This is a genomic window from Paraglaciecola hydrolytica, from assembly GCF_001565895.1.
Classification (GTDB): Bacteria; Pseudomonadota; Gammaproteobacteria; order Enterobacterales; family Alteromonadaceae; genus Paraglaciecola; species Paraglaciecola hydrolytica.
This window is the reverse complement of the sequence record NZ_LSNE01000003.1, coordinates 474,794-493,194: the sequence shown is the minus strand read 5'-3', so window position 1 is coordinate 493,194 and position 18,401 is coordinate 474,794. Positions and strand designations below refer to the sequence as shown.

General features: G+C 41.8%; 18 protein-coding genes and 1 tRNA gene. 16 read left to right on the top strand and 3 right to left on the bottom strand.

Features of this window, described 5'->3' with window-relative positions; translation table 11 throughout:
* Nucleotides 1-342: 342 nt before the first annotated feature.
* From ubiE to ubiB, 3 genes are read left to right on the top strand one after another with little or no spacing between them, the layout of a single operon-like run.
* Nucleotides 343-1,125, top strand: coding sequence for a bifunctional demethylmenaquinone methyltransferase/2-methoxy-6-polyprenyl-1,4-benzoquinol methylase UbiE (ubiE, locus tag AX660_RS04745; protein WP_068373275.1), 783 nt, complete (start codon nt 343-345; stop codon nt 1,123-1,125).
* 1 nt (nt 1,126) lies between these two features.
* Nucleotides 1,127-1,753 carry a ubiquinone biosynthesis accessory factor UbiJ gene (locus AX660_RS04740; RefSeq protein ID WP_068373272.1) on the top strand — a complete coding sequence of 209 codons (627 nt, stop codon included), beginning with the start codon at nt 1,127-1,129 and terminating at the stop codon, nt 1,751-1,753.
* Between the two features lie 7 nt (nt 1,754-1,760).
* A complete protein-coding gene (gene ubiB, locus AX660_RS04735; RefSeq protein WP_068373269.1) occupies nt 1,761-3,386 on the top strand; it encodes a ubiquinone biosynthesis regulatory protein kinase UbiB in 1,626 nt (541 codons plus the stop codon).
* A gap of 4 nt (nt 3,387-3,390) precedes the next feature.
* Here the strand turns inward: ubiB and AX660_RS04730 are convergent, their stop codons facing one another.
* Entirely contained in the window at nt 3,391-4,314 is a 924-nt protein-coding gene (locus tag AX660_RS04730; RefSeq protein WP_235594653.1) for a hypothetical protein, read from the bottom strand.
* Nucleotides 4,315-4,470: 156 nt separating this feature from the next.
* Here AX660_RS04730 and tatA point away from each other — a divergent pair, with 156 nt between their 5' ends.
* Genes tatA through hemB form a run of 7 tightly spaced genes read left to right on the top strand, consistent with a single transcriptional unit; the run spans nt 4,471 to nt 9,541 of the window.
* Nucleotides 4,471-4,731, top strand: a complete 261-nt coding sequence (tatA, locus tag AX660_RS04725; protein ID WP_068373263.1) for a twin-arginine translocase TatA/TatE family subunit — start codon at nt 4,471-4,473, stop codon at nt 4,729-4,731.
* Complete coding sequence (gene tatB, locus AX660_RS04720; RefSeq protein ID WP_068373261.1) at nt 4,731-5,030, top strand: Sec-independent protein translocase protein TatB; 300 nt, start codon at nt 4,731-4,733, stop codon at nt 5,028-5,030. Before tatA ends, tatB begins: the two co-directional genes overlap by 1 nt.
* Nucleotides 5,031-5,036: 6 nt before the next feature.
* A complete protein-coding gene (gene tatC, locus AX660_RS04715; RefSeq protein WP_068373257.1) occupies nt 5,037-5,786 on the top strand; it encodes a twin-arginine translocase subunit TatC in 750 nt (249 codons plus the stop codon).
* Nucleotides 5,783-6,307 (top strand): hypothetical protein, encoded by a 525-nt coding sequence (locus AX660_RS04710; protein WP_068373254.1) that lies wholly within the window; start codon nt 5,783-5,785, stop codon nt 6,305-6,307. Before tatC ends, AX660_RS04710 begins: the two co-directional genes overlap by 4 nt.
* A 2-nt stretch (nt 6,308-6,309) precedes the next feature.
* Nucleotides 6,310-7,122, top strand: a complete 813-nt coding sequence (locus AX660_RS04705) for a TatD family hydrolase (RefSeq protein WP_068373251.1) — start codon at nt 6,310-6,312, stop codon at nt 7,120-7,122.
* A gap of 51 nt (nt 7,123-7,173) precedes the next feature.
* The gene (locus AX660_RS04700; protein ID WP_068373248.1) at nt 7,174-8,538 is read left to right on the top strand and encodes a sensor domain-containing diguanylate cyclase; all 1,365 of its coding nucleotides are present in this window, start codon (nt 7,174-7,176) and stop codon (nt 8,536-8,538) included.
* A 4-nt stretch (nt 8,539-8,542) separates the two neighbouring features.
* On the top strand, nt 8,543-9,541 hold the full coding sequence (hemB, locus tag AX660_RS04695; RefSeq protein ID WP_068373245.1) for a porphobilinogen synthase: 999 nt from the start codon (nt 8,543-8,545) through the stop codon (nt 9,539-9,541).
* Between the two features lie 104 nt (nt 9,542-9,645).
* On the opposite strand, the gene AX660_RS04690 is transcribed toward hemB, so the two are convergent.
* The gene (locus tag AX660_RS04690) at nt 9,646-11,163 is read right to left on the bottom strand and encodes a Ppx/GppA phosphatase family protein (protein WP_068373242.1); all 1,518 of its coding nucleotides are present in this window, start codon (nt 11,161-11,163) and stop codon (nt 9,646-9,648) included.
* Complete coding sequence (rhlB, locus tag AX660_RS04685) at nt 11,160-12,422, bottom strand: ATP-dependent RNA helicase RhlB (protein ID WP_068373240.1); 1,263 nt, start codon at nt 12,420-12,422, stop codon at nt 11,160-11,162. The genes AX660_RS04690 and rhlB overlap by 4 nt, the downstream gene beginning before the upstream one ends.
* Nucleotides 12,423-12,525: 103 nt before the next feature.
* Here rhlB and trxA point away from each other — a divergent pair, with 103 nt between their 5' ends.
* The 6 genes from trxA (at nt 12,526) to AX660_RS04655 (ending at nt 17,782) form a co-directional block, all read left to right on the top strand.
* Complete coding sequence (gene trxA, locus AX660_RS04680) at nt 12,526-12,852, top strand: thioredoxin TrxA (RefSeq protein WP_068373237.1); 327 nt, start codon at nt 12,526-12,528, stop codon at nt 12,850-12,852.
* A gap of 319 nt (nt 12,853-13,171) precedes the next feature.
* On the top strand, nt 13,172-14,437 hold the full coding sequence (rho, locus tag AX660_RS04675) for a transcription termination factor Rho (protein ID WP_068373234.1): 1,266 nt from the start codon (nt 13,172-13,174) through the stop codon (nt 14,435-14,437).
* A 144-nt stretch (nt 14,438-14,581) separates the two neighbouring features.
* A complete protein-coding gene (locus tag AX660_RS04670; RefSeq protein WP_068373231.1) occupies nt 14,582-15,865 on the top strand; it encodes an amidohydrolase in 1,284 nt (427 codons plus the stop codon).
* 88 nt (nt 15,866-15,953) lie between these two features.
* Entirely contained in the window at nt 15,954-16,445 is a 492-nt protein-coding gene (gene purE, locus AX660_RS04665) for a 5-(carboxyamino)imidazole ribonucleotide mutase (protein ID WP_068373228.1), read from the top strand.
* A gap of 17 nt (nt 16,446-16,462) precedes the next feature.
* Nucleotides 16,463-17,602 (top strand): 5-(carboxyamino)imidazole ribonucleotide synthase, encoded by a 1,140-nt coding sequence (locus AX660_RS04660; RefSeq protein WP_068373225.1) that lies wholly within the window; start codon nt 16,463-16,465, stop codon nt 17,600-17,602.
* Nucleotides 17,603-17,706: 104 nt separating this feature from the next.
* A tRNA-Thr gene (locus AX660_RS04655) sits at nt 17,707-17,782 on the top strand.
* The last annotated feature ends 619 nt before the right edge of the window (nt 17,783-18,401 follow it).

Below are 18,401 nucleotides of genomic sequence, written 5' to 3'. Positions count from 1 at the left end.
ATTCCGAACTCAGAAGTGAAACGCATTAGCGGCGATGGTAGTGTGGGGTCTCCCCATGTGAGAGTAGCACACCGCCAGGCTCCCAATTAGAATAAGCCCTTCATGATTATGATGGGCTTTTTTTATACCTGCGATTTACTTTAAACCGCTCATTCCAGCTGACTGCGTTAAATCGTCCCACTCCAAGATATGTTGCCTGTTTAAAATTCCTAAACATTACTTTCATATGTAGTCATAAACTAAATTCTTAACTGTCGGCTAGTGACATAATTGAGTAAACTAACTCATTAGCAGCATGATGATGGGTAGGCATCATTAAGCTTAACGGTTAAAGGACTCTGCATGAGCGAATCATCACAACAAAACACATCAATCGAGTCAGGTAGTAATACCACTCACTTTGGTTTCAGGCAGATAAATAAAGATCAGAAAGTGGCGATGGTGAAAGATGTCTTTCAATCCGTTGCTGCTAAATATGACATCATGAACGACCTAATGTCATTAGGTATACATAGGTTGTGGAAACGTTACACCATAGACTGTAGTGGAGTTAGAGCTGGGCATAAGGTGCTCGATTTGGCCGGAGGTACAGGTGATTTAACTGCTAAATTTTCGCGTATAGTAGGTAGTACTGGTCAGGTTGTTTTGGCTGATATAAACGAAGCTATGCTCAAAGTCGGTCGGGTTAAATTACGTGATCAAGGCATTGTTGGCAATGTAGAATACGTTCAAGCCGATGCTGAAGAATTGCCCTTTCCTGATAATACCTTCGATATTATTACCATTGCCTTTGGTTTGCGCAATGTGACAGATAAAGATAAAGCATTAGCTTCTATGTACAGAGTGCTAAAACCCGGTGGGCGCTTGTTAGTGTTGGAGTTTTCTAAACCGACTAACGAATTGCTTAGTAAGACCTACGATCTTTATTCTTTCCACCTATTACCTAAAATTGGCCAGTTAGTGGCAAATGACAGCGACAGTTATCAGTATTTAGCAGAATCAATTCGTATGCATCCTGAACAGGATGTTCTAAAAAATATGATGGAAGCTGTAGGTTTTGAGCAAACCACTTATCAAAATTTAACGGGGGGAATAGTGGCATTGCATCGAGGTTTCAAATTCTAATATGCCTGTTGTTCAATTAGTTAGCTCGGGAATTGAAGGCGTTTTAAATCAGCTTGTTAAGCTTGACCCATCTAGTCAGACTAAACTTAAAAAACTGCATGGCAAAAGCCTGGTGGTGCATATATCAGAGCTGCCTTGGCCTCTGTTATTTCAGTTTTCTGAACACATCAGCGTTGCTATCATTCAAGGCTATGAGGCTGATCAAAAGTTAGCCAGCTGTATAATTGAACTTAATTTGGATACGCTGCCGCTCTTGCAAGATAGCAGTAAACTTACTCAGCTTATCCAACAGGAAAAACTCAAGTTAGTGGGAGATATCTATGTTGCCCAGAGTTTTAGTAGTTTGATGCAAGAACTTGATATTGATTGGGAAGAACAATTGTCGGTCTATACAGGCGATGTGCTGGCACATCAAACCTTCCTAAGTGTAAGAAGTGTTATCTCACACAGTAAAGATAGCCTTGAGCAGGCACGTATTGTCTGGGCCGAGCGCTTAACAGCACAAGGTGCAATAGGTGTTAAACCACAAGAACTCAACGAATTTAGTGGGCAAGTAAATAGTTTACGTAGTGCTGCGGAGCGCTTAGCCGCTAGATTGGCCATTTTAGAAAAAACTTATAAGGCCTGATGCCTCGATGCGAATTTTGCGTTTGTACCATATTAATAAAGTTTTGTTGCAGCATGGCTTGGATGAACTTATTCCGCCTAGTTGGTTGCCCTGGTATGCCAAATTAGGTCGCTATGGATTTTTTTGGCTACGCAATCAACATTCAGATAAATCTCAGGGTGCGAGGATCCGTTTAGCCTTACAGACACTCGGGCCGGTGTTTATCAAATTTGGTCAAATGCTTTCAACCCGCAAAGACTTATTATCTGTGGATATTGCGAATGAATTGGCGATTCTGCAGGATCAAGTTGAGCCCTTTGCTAGTGATGTTGCTGAAAGCATTATTCTCAAAGCCTTGGGTTTGCAGAAAATTTCTGATCTTTTTAGCGATTTTGAGGCTAGACCACTGGCATCTGCATCCATAGCACAGGTTCATACAGCCACATTAAACGGCAAAGAAGTGATCATTAAGGTCATTCGCCCAGATATCAAGCGTACAATCGAGTCAGATATTGAACTGATGCGCACGGTGGCTGCAGCTGTGCAAAAGCTATTACCGGATGGTAAAAGGTTGCGCCCAGTAGAAGTGGTAGAAGAGTATAAACGTACCATCATCGACGAACTTGATCTTACTCATGAAGCGGCTAATGGTATTCAGTTTAAACGTAATTTTGAAGGCTCTGATGCCTTGTATGTACCAACTATTTATAGCGATTATAGCCATCGTAATGTGATGGTCATGGAACGAATTTACGGCACACCCATCGCTGACGTGGTTAAGCTCAAAGCCCTTAATACCAATATGAAAAAGTTAGCAGAACGAGGTGTTGAAGTATTTTTTACTCAAGTATTTCGTGACAGCTTCTTTCATGCAGATATGCATCCAGGCAATATTTTTGTCAATACCTCGAATCCAGCAGACCCACAATATATCACCATAGATTTTGGCATAGTAGGTACCCTCAATAGCGAAGATAAACGCTATTTAGCAGAAAATTTTATCGCTTTTTTTAATCGTAATTATCGTAAAGTGGCTCAGCTGCATGTGGATTCTGGTTGGGTGCCATCGGATACAGATATTGATGATTTTGAGGCGTCGATTCGCCGAGTATGTGAGCCAATCTTTCAAAAACCATTAGCTGAAATTGAGTTTAGTAATGTGTTGCTGCAACTCTTTAATACCGCTCGACGTTTTAATATGGTGATCCAGCCGCAATTGGTTTTGTTGCAAAAAACCCTATTGTATATCGAAGGTTTGGGACGCCAGTTGTATCCTGAATTAGATTTGTGGAAAACGGCTAAACCCTTTTTGGAAAACTGGATGAAAGAGCAAATTGGTTTTAAAGCTATGTACAGCAAGGTTGTAACAAACTTACCTTTTTGGTCAGAAAAACTGCCTGAAATTCCAGATCTCGTATATGACACTCTTAAGCAAATCAAAAAATTGCCAGAGCAACAGCGTACTCAATTTGAGTTATTACAGCTTCAGCACAATCAACAGTTTAAACGATTACAGTGCTTGGTTATTGGGGCTACGTTGATAATAGTTAGCGCAGTCCTGCCGATTTATCATGCAGACTGGAGGATAAGCAGTTTTATAGCATTTGTAGGCATAGTTAGTTGGGTTAGTGCTTGGCGGATTAAATTATCTTAGTAGTCTAGGTTTGCCCAAAATAGCCTTCAATACGTAAACTAACGCCATAGGATGCAGAAAATGCTTCGTCTTTGCGCCACATTACAAAAGGCTCAACTTCAAAAAACAGCCAATCTCTCAATGCATTAATGCGCCATCTACTACTCGTTAAATATTCTTGCAGATGGTAAGTCGGTTGGCTTAAACCCTCCATATAAAAACCGGTTATAAGCGCATTTTTATCATTGATCTGATTTAAATGTTGCCAGCTGTGCTGCCACAACCAATCGTTGGTACTATCTCTATAGTAAAAATGATTATTAAATCTAAACATGGATTGTGGTGTGAATACATAACTGTAGAGCAGCGAAAAATCGGCTCCAAAACCATCATTACTATAATAGTAAGCAGAGGTTTCAAAACGTATGTCAGCCTGGTGATTAATATTTAATAAACTACGAAAACGGCTTTTTACAAAGGGTTGTAAACGTCGACCGATACCAATACGGTGAGATAAACCGCTATCGGGTTTGGCCTTCCATTGGAGTGCTAGACTAAAACGATTACGTTCACTGCGATTGTCTATTTTAGTATTTTGCAGGGGATTATCTGCTATCTCATCGTCGTAATCAGAAAAAACCAAATCTACCCGGTTTTTGAGATTGGGCAGCTTGTAACGGAGCTTTAAACGGTTTTCGAACTCGTTCAGGTCACGGCTTCTTGGACTCCATCCTAGCTGAATTCTAGCTTCACCTAGTGCTTGATCTGACAGGCTATTTTGGTCCAGCATAAAAAATTCATCAAACCATAATGCAGAATCATTAACTGATTCAGTAATATTTTGATGCATAGCATCTAGCCACGAAGGATCGCTTTCCTGCTCTGCATGGGTCTGGCATGAGATTATAATCAATATAGAGGCTGGTAAAAACTTGACTAGAATACTCACACTGTTACTTATCCTGTATCTAATGTTGTATTTTAGCTTAACCTATTTTTGATTTATGTTAATGAAAAATTATTAGTTGAATTCAATAGCATCAAATCCAGTGACCTTTTGATTTTGCTACGTATAATGATGACAAACTGATATTAGGAGTAAAGTATGTTTGGTATTAGCGTTCCACAATTATTAATTATTTTAGGCATCATAGTGTTGTTGTTTGGCACTAAAAAATTACGCAGTTTAGGTGGTGATTTAGGTTCTGCCGTTAAGGGTTTTAAAAAAGCCATCAGCGATGACAAAGACGAAGAGAGTAAAGACGCAGATGCAGACTTTGCCACTAAAGAAAAAGTCGAAAATAAGTCTAAAGCGGCTGAAAGCGTAAACCAAACTAAAACCAGTGAGCAAAAAGAGCGTAACTAATGTTTGATATAGGCTTTTTTGAGCTGGTGTTGATTGGTGTAGTTGCCCTCGTGGTACTCGGGCCTGAAAAACTACCCGGAGCCATCCGCTCAACCTTAAAAACCGTGCGCAGTATTAAAAGTATGGCTAATGGTTTTCGTCAGGAAGTGGAGCAGCAATTCAAAATTCAGGAACTGCACGAAAACCTGAAAAAAGCTGAAGAACAAAATATGCAGAATCTGTCCCCCAAGTTGCAGGAAACTGTCGACGAACTGCGCAATGCTGCCAAGTCTGTGCAAAAACCTTATAGCAAAGAGTGAGTTTAAATGGCTGATCAAAATAGCTTAATTGCTCATTTAATTGAGCTACGCAGCCGTGTGCTTAAAGCGGTGTCTAGTGTGTTTGTGGTGTTTTTATGTTTGGTCTATTTTGCACAGGATCTTTATCATTGGCTTGCCACACCGCTACTAGAAGCACTACCTGACAACGCACAGATGATCGCAACAGATGTTGCATCTTCGTTTTTCGCACCCTTTAAACTCACCATAGTGCTGTCTTTTTTTATCGCTATTCCAGTGGTTTTATACCAGGTTTGGGGTTTCATCGCTCCAGGTTTGTATAAAAATGAAAAACGTTTAGTTGCCCCATTATTACTTTCCAGCACCCTGCTGTTTTATGCCGGTATGGCCTTTGCGTATTATGTGGTATTTCCGCTCATGTTCGCCTTTTTTACCAGTGTTGTGCCTGAGGGAGTGGTTAACAATACAGATATTACTAGCTACCTTGATTTTGTCTTGAAGCTGTTTTTTGCTTTTGGCTTATCATTTGAAATTCCGGTGGCCATTGTTTTGATGTGTTGGACTGGTATGACAACTCCTGCTGCTTTAAGGGCCAAACGTCCTTATGTGGTAGTTGGGGTATTTGTTTTAGGTATGTTGTTAACGCCACCAGATATTATTTCGCAAACTTTGCTTGCCGTACCTATGTGGATACTCTTTGAGTTTGGCTTGATAGTTGGTGGTATTTATACAAAAGATAAAAACAATAAAAATGAAGAAGAGGAAATACAAGAATGAAAATAACCAAGACTTTAATCATCAGTGTTTTATGTGTTTTTATCAGCATTCTGGCAAATTTTGCTTTAGCAGATAGTTTAACTTCGTCATTATTATCATGCCGCACAGAAACAAACAGTGTGCATAGGCTGCAATGTTATGATGACGTTAGCTCTGCACTAACAGCAGAGCAACAGCAGGCAGCTCCTAACATTATTATGCCTCCAACAGTATCAAGCCAGCCATCCAAAATAGAAGCTGAACCACAATCATCGTTGGTGAAAACCTTTGGTTTGCCTAATATTCCCGATCCTGAGGAAGAAATTTCTGACATCAAAGCTGTAGTAACTAATGTTGAATACAATCCATATAAAAAACTTATAGTGAGTATAGATATTGACCAAATATGGCAGCAAACTGATGGTTCCAGAATGCGCTTGCGTGTAGGTGATACTGTGTATTTAGAAAGGGCAGCGCTGGGTTCTTTTTTCTTAGGGATAGAAGGCAAAAATAAAAAAATGCGTGTAAAGCGGATTAAATAACCATGTCATGGTTTGATATCGGCGTTAATCTAGGTAACGAACGATTTGATGTCGAAGCGGTATTGGCTCGCTCTAATGCTGCTGGGGTAAGCAGTATGATGCTTACTGGCACATCAGTCGCAGAAAGTCAGAAAGCACTTGAGTTGTGTCGCCAGTATCCTCCAACTTTATATAGCACTGCCGGTGTTCATCCCCACTACGCCAGTGAGTTTAATCAACAGGCTTATGCCGCACTATTTGCATTATGCCAAGCTCCCCAGGTGGTGGCGGTAGGTGAATGCGGACTAGATTTTAACCGTAATTTTTCTACCCCACAGCAGCAATTACATGCTTTTGAGCAGCAATTACAACTGGCTTGTGAGCTCAAATTACCGGTGTTTTTACATGAAAGAGACGCATTTGATGAACAAGTTAGACTCTTAAAAAAATACCGCGCTAAGTTAGTGGGGGGCGTTGCCCATTGTTTTACCGGCAATATTACGCAAATGCAGACTTACCTTGAGCTTGACTTATACATTGGCATAACCGGCTGGGTTTGTGATTTGACTCGTGGCTTAGCATTAAGAGAAGCCGTCAAGTCTTTACCCCTAAATCGTTTGATGCTCGAAACTGACGCGCCTTATTTGCGCCCTAAGGGCCTAGCAAACCATAGAAAACTGGATAATGGCAACAACGAACCCGCCTATTTACCCTATATTGCTGAGCAACTAGCAGCGATATGCGAGATTGATATACAGCTAATTAAGCAGCATAGTTATGCCAACAGCCAAGCGCTTTTTGGTCTGAGGAAACAAGGAAATTTGCATGCAAACTAACACCAAATTGTTGTGTAGCTGCTCCTTACTTTCTTGTCTGGATCTCGTCACATGGAATTAATTGATCGACACAGCATAATTATGGGCTTGTCTTGCGGTTTTATATTGGCAATGGTTGTGATTAATTTGCTGTACTTTGGCGCCACAAAAAAAGCCGTTTTTGGGGCTTATAGTGGCTATGTGATTTTTTTAGGACTCAGTCTAGCCAGCATAAATGGGCTAGGCGCGCACTATCTTTGGCAACACTCCCCGTGGTTTGGGCAACACGCACTGGCCATATTTAGCAATGTAAGCGTAGCGCTTTCAATTATTGTGTTTGATCTTCTGTTAGATATAAGGTCTTACAACGCAAAACGAAGCCGTGCCTTACAAGCGCTTAGTATTTTTTATGTCCTAAGTGCATCTTTAAGTTTAATTATTCCTTTGCCTGTTTTTACAAGTGTTATGTCGGCGATTTTAGTCATGGGTTGGTCACTAACTTACGTACTAGGGGGGTGGTTGTGGTTTAAAGGCGTCGCTATTGCACGTTTGTATACCCTCGGCCGCAGCTTATTATTTATTACTCTTTTAGTTGTCGGCGCGCAATATCTCAATCTATTTAACTTAGGTATCAATGCTAGTTACCTTCTGGCATTGGCTGTAGCTATTGAAGCTCTATTGCTCACCTTAGTGTTGGCTTTCAAGCACAATCAACAGCATTTGGATTTATTCAAAATTCAAAGCCAGCAGTTAGCCAAAACCCTGCAAGATAAAAGCGCTCTAGATGAAATACTCACAATGCAGGAAAGGGCACAGGAAGAACTAGAGTACAAGATGCAAGAACGTAACTTAGAACTGGAAATTACCCTACGCGAATTATCGGAAAAGAACCATGAGTTACAAGAAAAAAACACCCTTGATGCGCTGACCGGTGTGCGTAACCGCAGCTATTTTGATAAAAAATATATTGCAGAAATCCGGCGCAGCCGCCGCGAACAAACCCAATTATCTATAGTAATGATCGATATTGACCACTTTAAAAATGTTAATGATAAATACGGTCATTTGGTTGGCGATGACTGTATCAAAGCGGTGGCCTTAAGCATTAAAAATGCCCTAAAACGCCCAAGCGATGATCTATGTCGTTATGGCGGCGAAGAATTTGTATTGATTTTGCCCAGCACAGAGTTATCCGGGGCAAATACCTTGGTCGAAAATATCAGGCAAACTATTGAACAAACCCCAGTTCAGTCAGATGGTTTTACTATCAGCTTGACCATTAGCGCTGGTATCGCTACCGCTATTGCCAAGCCAGAACTGGCTGAAAAAACAATATTAGCCTCTGCTGACCAACAACTTTATCAAGCTAAAAATGCCGGGCGTAATAAGGTTAAAGGCATCTTTTTAAGCGACAGTGACGAACAAGAACAGGACTAAAATCATGTCAGAACATTTTCCCGCAACCCGAATGCGTCGTTTAAGACAGCATGACTTTACCCGCAAGTTAGTTGCTGAGCATAATTTGCATCCACAAGATTTAATTTATCCCATGTTTGTTATTGAAGGACAAAATCAGCGTGAAGCTATTCCTTCCATGCCTGGCATCACAAGAATGTCGATTGACCTGCTACTTGAAGAAGCAAAAGAGTTAGTTGAACTAGGCATTCCTGCGATTGCCTTATTTCCGGTTACACCATCTGAACTAAAATCATTATGTGCCAGTGAAGCCTTTAATCCACAGGGCTTGGCTCAGAGGGCGGTAAGAGCGTTAAAACACGTTGTACCTAATATCGCGGTGATCACCGATGTTGCCCTTGATCCTTTTACCGAGCACGGTCAAGATGGAATTATAGATGAGAGTGGTTATGTGTTGAATGACCAAACCATCGAGATTCTAGTCAAACAAGCCTTGTCCCATGCTGAAGCTGGAGCCGATATCGTGGCGCCTTCCGATATGATGGACGGTCGTATCGGTGCGATTCGCCAAGCTTTGGAAGTTAATGGTTTTGTGAATACGTGCATCATGGCGTATTCGGCTAAATACGCCTCGGCTTATTACGGACCGTTTCGTGATGCGGTGGGCTCAGCTGGTAATATTAAAGGCGGTAACAAAAAGAATTATCAGATGGATCCGGCGAATTCAGATGAAGCCATGCGCGAAATCGCCCTGGATATTCAGGAAGGCGCTGACATGGTGATGGTTAAACCCGGCATGCCTTATTTAGACATTGTTAGGCGCTGTAAAAGCGAATTCAAAGTGCCCACTTTTGCTTATCAAGTCAGTGGTGAATACGCTATGCACAAAGCTGCATTTGCCAACGGCTGGCTCAAGGAAGACGAAGTCATTTTGGAATCACTCATGGCATTCAAACGTGCTGGAGCAGATGGGATATTGACCTACTTCGCTAAACAAGCGGCTCGGTTGTTGGTAAGCAAATAGTCGCGAGCTACGAGCGTCGAGCAAAAAATAACAGCAGAGGTGGAAAAGACAAACTAAGGTTTTCTTCTTTTAGCTCTTCTCTGTTAGCTCGAAACTCGTACCTGCTAAAGACACTCTAATTTCCAACCTACTTTATGCTGTTGCCATTTTTCGTTGGCGAGTTCGGCATCAATTAGGGGGTGAGATTTAAGCCAACCTTTAGGAAAAGTTAGTGAGCACTTATTGTCTTCAAAAGCTATATCTATTGGGGGTAGTAGTTTGTCTTTGCGTCGAATGGATAATAAACATGCCAGCCTGATTAGCTTGATTAACACACTGAGTTTGTCTTGCATTTCTGCCTGAAATGGTTTCAGACTAGCTAAATTAATATCACTACGATGGTTAAGCACAACCGTTTTAATACAAGATTGAAGTTGTTGGGTATAACCAATCATAGGCACGTGCGACAGGATATAAGCACCGTGCACATGGTGCTGCCGATATTCGATATGTAAGCCAATTTCATGCAGCATAGCCGCACCAATCAATACTGCCTGACAGTCAAATTTATCGGTATTTTGTTGTTTCTGTACCTGCTTAAATAAAGTCAAAGCTAAATTTTTAACACGCTTGGCGTGGTCTGCGTCAATATGAAAGTGTCCCAGCATTTGTTCAAGAGTTTGTGCTCTACGATCATTTTGCTGCATGTTATCCAGCATGCCGTAGATCAGACCTTCACGTAATGCACCGCCAGAAATTTGCATGTCAGTGATTTTGAGTTCTTCAAATAAGGCAATCAGTATGGCTAAACCACTGGGGAAAATTGCACGACGGGCTTCACTTAGCCCAACAATATCTAGCAAGTCGATTTGTATACAATCGATACATTGCTGTTTAAGGTTATACAAATAGTCGAGGCGGATCGAATCACTGATCCCTTGGGTCACTAATATTTCAGTAATAGCCTGAGGGGTGCCAGAGGCACCTAAACATTGCTGCCAGTCAAAACTAACAAAATCATTTTTTACCGGAGCAAGTAATACTTTGGCCTGTGCAATCGCCGCTGCGAAGGCATCTTCAGTAATTAAGTTATCAGCAAAAAAACGCTCTTTAAAGGTCACACAACCCATATTCAAACTGGTGAGATGAATAGGAGTCATATCATTGCCCACAATGATTTCGGTACTTGCACCACCGATATCGATAACTAGCGAGTTACCTTGATTGGCCGAGGTATAAGCAACACCTAAATAAATTTGTCTGGCTTCTTCATTGCCATCAATGACATGAATTTTATGGCGCAGGATTTGTTCGGCTTTGTGTAAAAACACATCGACGTTTTTAGCCAGCCTCAGCGTGGCTGTGCCGACCACTTTGACATTAGCAACAGGGATATCTAACAATCTCTCGGCAAAGGTTTCGAGACAGTGCCAACCGCGCTCAAGACTGTCTTGGTCGAGTTGCATGTGTTCATCTAAACCAGCAGCGAGGCGTACTTTTTGTTTTATTTTGCCGATGATGTGAACACTACCGGCCGACACTCTCACGATCACCATGTGAAAGCTATTGGAGCCTAAGTCAACCGCAGCATATAACTGCTCTGGTTGACTAAACTCTTGAGTTATCGGCTGCAGGTTGTTCATTTATGGCGATTTGGCCTTGGTCCGGCAGGACGTTTAGGATGATTTCTGCCACTTTGCATACGCTTTTTAAATCGCGGTGCTGGTGGTGTTACATCTCTAATCAAGGTGCTTGGGTCGTATTCCGTTACCGGAATGGAATGATCAACATAGGTTTCAATTGCCGGTAGATTTAGCGCATATTTTTCACAGGCAAAACTAATAGAGCTACCACTTTGGCCTGCTCGGCCTGTACGTCCAATGCGATGCACATAATCTTCAGCATCATCAGGTAAGTCGTAATTAAATACGTGACTCACCATAGGAATGTGTAGGCCACGAGCGGCAACATCGGTTGCTACTAATATGTCGAGTACACCAGTAGTAAAGTTCTCGAGTATTTTTAAACGTTTGTTTTGTGGTACATCACCACTTAACAAACCAACTCGATGACCATCTGATTGCAACCAATCAGCGACTTTTTCGCAACTATGTTTGGTATTAGCAAACACTATGGCTTTGTCTGGCCATTCTTCTTCAATTAGTGTTAACAAAAGTGGCATTTTATCTTCGTCTGAAGGGTAAAATAACTCTTCTTTTACGCGCTCAGCGGTTTTGCGTTCAGGCTCAATTTGCACATGAGTAGGATTATTCATGTGTTCGTAAGCTAATTCTTGCACGCGATAAGATAGCGTGGCAGAAAATAACATACTGAGTCTTTCTGTTGGCTTGGGCATGCGGTTGAATAAAAAGCGTATGTCTTTTATAAAACCTAAATCAAACATGCGATCCGCTTCGTCAAGTACCGCAACTTGTATTCCCTCTAAGGAAAATACATTTTGTTTGTAATAATCGATAATGCGGCCAGTGGTGCCAATAATAATATCAACACCTTGCTCTAACTTGTCACGTTGACTTTGATAACCTTCGCCCCCATAAATGAGGCCAAGGGATAAACCCGTGTGTTGGCTGAGCAATTCTGCGTCATTAAAAATTTGCACAGCAAGTTCACGGGTTGGTGCCATAATAATGGCGCGCGGCTGTTTTTTACTTGGTTGCGGATTAGTGAGTAAATAATGAAAAGTTGCCACCAAAAATGCTATCGTTTTACCCGTTCCCGTTTGTGCTTGTCCTGCGATATCATGGCCGGCCAACAAGGGGGGTATGCTTAATGCTTGAATCGGTGTGCACTGATTAAAATTTGCTGCACTTAGCGCTTTTATTACTTGCTCGTTAATCGGCAAGTCTGAAAAATGTGTATCGGTTAAATGTGTTGTTTGCATAGCTTATAGCTTATCTGTGCTTGCATTAGTAACCAGTTTCTATATAACAATCATGACTGCGCTGAATACTAAAGTCAGCGAGAAAAAAATTACGGAGAAAAGAATGAGCGACAAAATTATCCAGTTAACTGACGATAGTTTCGAGGCCGATGTTATCAATGCTGCTGGTCCTGTGTTAGTTGACTTCTGGGCGGAATGGTGTGGTCCGTGTAAAATGATTGCGCCAATACTGCATGAAGTTGCTGACGAATTCGACGGCAAAGTAACAGTTGGCAAGCTGAATGTCGATGAAAATAACGACACTCCACCAAAGTATGGCATTAGAGGTATACCTACTTTGTTACTATTTAAAGGTGGAAATGTTGCGGCAACTAAAGTGGGTGCTTTGTCAAAATCACAATTAGTTGAGTTTATTAACAGCAATATCTAGCCTCTTGGGGTCAATAGTTGTTTATAAGGCCCAGTAAATCTGGGCTTTATTTTAAGTATAAAAAACCTTCATGAATTATGCAGTTTAAACCGATATAAGCTCAAGCAAGCTTATTGAATTAACGGTTTAATTGACACAAGGCCAGACAAAGCGCATATTTTAACTAGACGATGCTGTTTTTTGGTGTTAGATTTTAATCGTTCTTTCCTGAACAGCCAGTTTTTACTCAAATCAAAGATGTGGAAGAAATAGTAAACACCCTTGAATTACTCAACCATAGTTGCCAAAAGGCAATCTTCACGTATAAAGACCCACCAATATGAACCTAACGGAACTCAAGAATAAACCGATCAGCGAACTTGTTGCCTTAGCCGACGAAATGAAGTTGGAAAACATGGCTCGTGCGCGCAAGCAGGATATCATTTTCTCAATTTTAAAAGCCCATGCCAAAAGCGGTGAAGATATCTTTGGCGATGGTGTATTAGAAATATTGCAAGATGGCTTTGGATTCTTGCGTTCCAATGATGCATCGTATTTGGCTGGTCCAGATGACATTTATGTATCACCTAGTCAGATAAGACGTTTTAATTTACGCACTGGCGATACCATTTCTGGAAAAATCCGACCGCCAAAAGATAGCGAACGTTACTTTGCCCTGCTTAAAATAAGTGAAGTAAACTTTGACCGTCCTGAAAGCTCCAGAAACAAAATCTTATTCGAAAACTTAACTCCACTACACGCCAATGAACGCCTTACCATGGAACGTGGTAACGGAAGTAGTGAAGATATTACGGCCCGTGTATTGGACTTGGCATCACCTATTGGTCGTGGCCAACGTGGTTTAATTGTTGCTCCACCTAAGGCCGGTAAAACCTTACTTTTACAAAACATCGCTCAATCTATTGCTGCTAACCATCCTGAATGTGTATTGATGGTATTGCTGATCGATGAACGTCCTGAAGAAGTAACCGAGATGCAACGTTTGGTGCGCGGTGAAGTTATCGCTTCTACGTTCGATGAGCCTGCCAGTCGTCACGTGCAAGTAGCCGAAATGGTAATCGAAAAAGCCAAACGCTTAGTCGAACACAAAAAAGATGTAGTTATTCTATTAGATTCTATTACCCGTTTAGCGCGCGCTTACAACACGGTAATCCCTTCATCAGGTAAAGTATTAACCGGTGGTGTGGATGCTAACGCCCTACATAAACCTAAACGTTTTTTTGGTGCAGCACGTAACATTGAAGAAGGTGGTAGCTTAACTATTATCGCCACTGCACTTATCGATACTGGTTCTAAGATGGATGAAGTCATCTACGAAGAATTTAAAGGTACCGGTAATATGGAATTACACTTAAATCGTAAAATTGCCGAAAAACGGGTATTCCCAGCTATTGATTACAATCGTTCTGGTACTCGTCGTGAAGAGCTATTAACGACTCAAGATGAACTGCAAAAAATGTGGATCTTGCGTAAGATCGTACATGAAATGTCAGAAATTGATGCGATGGAATTTCTTATCGGTAAGTTGTCGATGACCAAAACCAATGATGAATTTTTTACCGCGATGCGCCGTCAAAAAAGTTAATTTGTAATTATGTACTTTAATATCAATCCGCTGTCAGGAAACTGGCAGCGGATTTTTTTTGCTTGATGCTACTGAAAATTGACAAGACATCTCGCTTTCCACATAGTGTGGTTTACATAATTAAAATGATAAAAAGGGAAAACCATGAAACGACTGAATGCCTTACTATTGTTGCCATTTATGACTATGGCTGCCCAACCTGATGTAGCCAAATTGGCAAATGATATAGAACCCCAGGTCATTAAGTGGCGTCATCATTTCCATCAATTTCCAGAGTTATCTAATCGCGAAGTCAATACCGCTAAATACGTTGCTGACTATTTGCAAAGTTTAGGGCTCAAGGTACAAACTGGCGTTGCTCTTACTGGCGTAGTGGCAGTGTTAGACAGCGGTAAACCCGGCCCTGTTATCGCTTTACGCGCTGATATGGATGCTTTGCCGGTCTTAGAAAATAATGATTTACCTTGGAAGTCCACTGTTATGGGCGAGTTTAACGGCAAACAAGTACCCGTTATGCATGCTTGTGGTCATGATACCCATATGGCTATGTTAATGGGCGCGGCAAAAATTTTAACGGATATGAAATCTCAGCTTAAAGGTAAGGTTAAATTTATTTTTCAGCCTGCTGAAGAAGGCGCGCCCGATGGTGAAAAAGGCGGAGCTGAGCTAATGGTTAAAGAAGGTGTATTAAAAAATCCTGATGTTGATGTGGTTTTTGGATTGCATATTAGCTCTGATACCGATGTGGGTGTGGTTGAATATCGCGCTGGTGGCATTATGGCAGCGGTAGATCCCTTTAAAATTGTCATCAGTGGTAAACCCGCTCATGGTGCTTACCCTTGGTTAAGTGTTGATCCTATTACCACTGCCGCCCAAGTTATTATGGGTTTGCAAACTATTGTCAGCCGCGAAATTAAATTACTGGATGATGCGGCTGTGGTGACTATCGGATCCATCCACGGCGGTGTTAGATCAAATATTATCCCTGACCAAGTTGAACTGGTAGGCACCATACGTACTTTAAATCCGCAAGCTCGCGAACATATGTATGAGGCTGTACAACGTAAAGTTAAAGGTATTGCTGATAGTATGCGGGCTACCGCAGAACTTACTTTACCCTTGGATTATCAATACCCTATTACCTTTAATGATCCTGATTTGACCGCCAAGATGTTGCCAACGCTAGTGCGCACTGTGGGTGAATCTAAAGTTAATTTAGTTAAACCTGTAACGGGAGCTGAGGATTTCTCCTTTTATCAGGAAAAAGTGCCAGGTCTATTTTTGTTTGTTGGAGGTAAACCCTTAGGTTTATCCTCTAACGAAGCACCCGCTCACCATACCCCAGACTTTAAAGTTGAAGATGCAGGCATGAAAACGGGCGTTAAAGTCTTGGTTAATCTGACTTTAGACTTTATGCAGCAACCCTAATTAGGCTACAATCCGCGTCCTGATTTTTTACTTAGCGCCAAGTCGGTTTTAATTTATTTGGCTAACAAGCAATGTAAGCGAGAAGAATATGCCAAAAGTGGCGATAGTGATGGGTTCAAACTCTGATTGGCCAACCATGCAACAAGCGGCTCTCATGTTAGAAAAACTGGGAGTAAGTTATAGCGCTAAAGTCGTATCGGCTCATCGCACCCCTAATCTTTTAACTGAATTTGCTGAACAAGCTGCTGATGCTGGTTATCAGGTCATCATTGGTGGCGCTGGTGGCGCTGCGCACTTACCCGGCATGATTGCCGCCCATACTTATCTGCCCGTGTTTGGCGTGCCAGTCCGTTCCAGTCAACTCAATGGCATTGACTCCTTATTGTCTATCGTACAGATGCCTAAAGGTGTAGCTGTTGGCACCTTAGCCATTGGCGAAGCCGGTGCGGCTAATGCAGGTCTATTAGCGGCCCAAGTGGTCGCTTTAAGCGATAAAACAGTTCGTGAGGCCATTATTGCCTTTAGAACGGAACAAACCGCCACTGTATTGGCGCTTGACGAACTCAGTCTACCTCAATAACTAAGCGGTAAGTTTCGATGAATATTCTAATTTTAGGCTCTGGTCAGTTAGCCAGAATGATGGCCTTAGCCGGTTATCCTCTTGGTTTACACGTGGCGGCGGTGGATGTGAACGCGCGTAATGTGGTTGACCCTCTTACAAAGTTAGTCAGTGATAAGTCTCTTATCCAGGCGCTAGTCGAGGCAGATGCTATCTCGGTAGAATTTGAGCATATTCCGCAAGACTTACTTGAACAGGTTAATGCCACAGGCAAATTAAAACCAAGCATTGAATCTATTATGGCGGGAGCGGATCGAGTTAAAGAAAAGGCGCTGTTATCAGGCTTAAACATCGCTAATTGCCCATATAAAATTGTCACTGATATCAATCAACTGGATGAGGCTGTTGTCCAGTTAGGTGAAAAACTGATCATCAAAGCCAGCCGTGATGGTTATGATGGCTATGGCCAATGGCGTTTGAGTAGTGTTACTCAGCTTGCAGAACTAAAACTGCAACTTAGCGAATTGGATTTACAAAAAGTCCCCTTAGTTGTGGAAAAGATGCTGTGTTTTGAGCGTGAATTATCACTGGTTGGTGTACGTAGTGCCAATGGCGAAATTGCTTATTATCCTTTAGCTGAAAATCTACATCATCAAGGGCAACTGCATGTTTCCGTTGCACCAGCTCCCCACGTAAATGAGGCGCTTAATCAGCAAGCTCAAGACGTATTTAATAAGCTGGCTCATGCACTGGGTTATGTGGGCGTGCTGGCGGTTGAGTTTTTCCAAATGGGCGACCAGCTATTGGTGAATGAAATCGCGCCAAGAGTACACAACTCAGGCCATTGGAGCATGCAGGGTGCCGATACATGCCAGTTCGAAAATCATCTACGTGCTATTAGTGGTTTACCCTTAGGTGCGACCACAGTATTAAAACCAACCGCGATGATTAACATCATTGGTTGTGATGATTTTTCAAAAGATATATTGAGCATTGCTGGTAGTCATTTGCACTTGTACGGCAAAACCGTGCGCGCAAAACGCAAGATGGGGCACCTTAATGTATCTGCCGACAGTTATGCAGAACTAGGTAAAACTATGCAAGCACTTGCTCAATATTTACCGGCTGAACATTTCCCTATGCTAAAGGATGAAGCCGCTAGATTGGCGACTTTATAAACACTTTTAAATCAATTTATAAATTTATTTGACTTCGGCGTGATAATGCATAAAATCGCGCCGAATTTTGCAAAAGCACCACGCAAAATGGTAGTTCTTAGTGTGCCGACTTAGCTCAGTTGGTAGAGCAACTGACTTGTAATCAGTAGGTCACCAGTTCGATTCCGGTAGTCGGCACCATTCCTTTCTCAGTTATTTCAAACTGACTTGTAATCAGCAGCTAGGTTTCATAGCAGTTCGATTCCGGTAGTCGGCACCATTCCCTTCGCAGTTATTTCAAACTGACTTGTAATCAGCAGCTAGGTTTCATAGCAGTTCGATTCCGGTAGTCGGCACCATTCCTTTCTCAGTTATTTCAAACTGACTTGTAATCAGCAGCTAGGTTTCATAGCAGTTCGATTCCGATAGTCTGCACCAATCCTCTTTTTTCTTTTTAAAAACCAAGATATGCGCTGCGCGCATCAAGCATTCGTTTTGCGACCGCCATCCCTGTCTGTCGAGCATTCTTTTTTGCAACAGCTCAAAAATGTAGCCCAAAAACGCCGCTTTCAAGCTAACTTATTAATCCAATTTCATTAGCACCTTGTTGATTATACAAGGCGAGGTTTACAAGGAAGCTATATTTCGCCGTTTTGACTTGAAAGTTAAGACTTGTAGCGGATTAGAAAGTTGGCCGAAGAGCGGTCCTTATTGCTTACTTCTTCTGGCTGTTGAGAAGATGTGACTGGCTAACCATGGATGGTTAGTCATACCCCGCAGGGATACGGGTGAGCGCAGCATATAATCTTAGTGGCCGCAG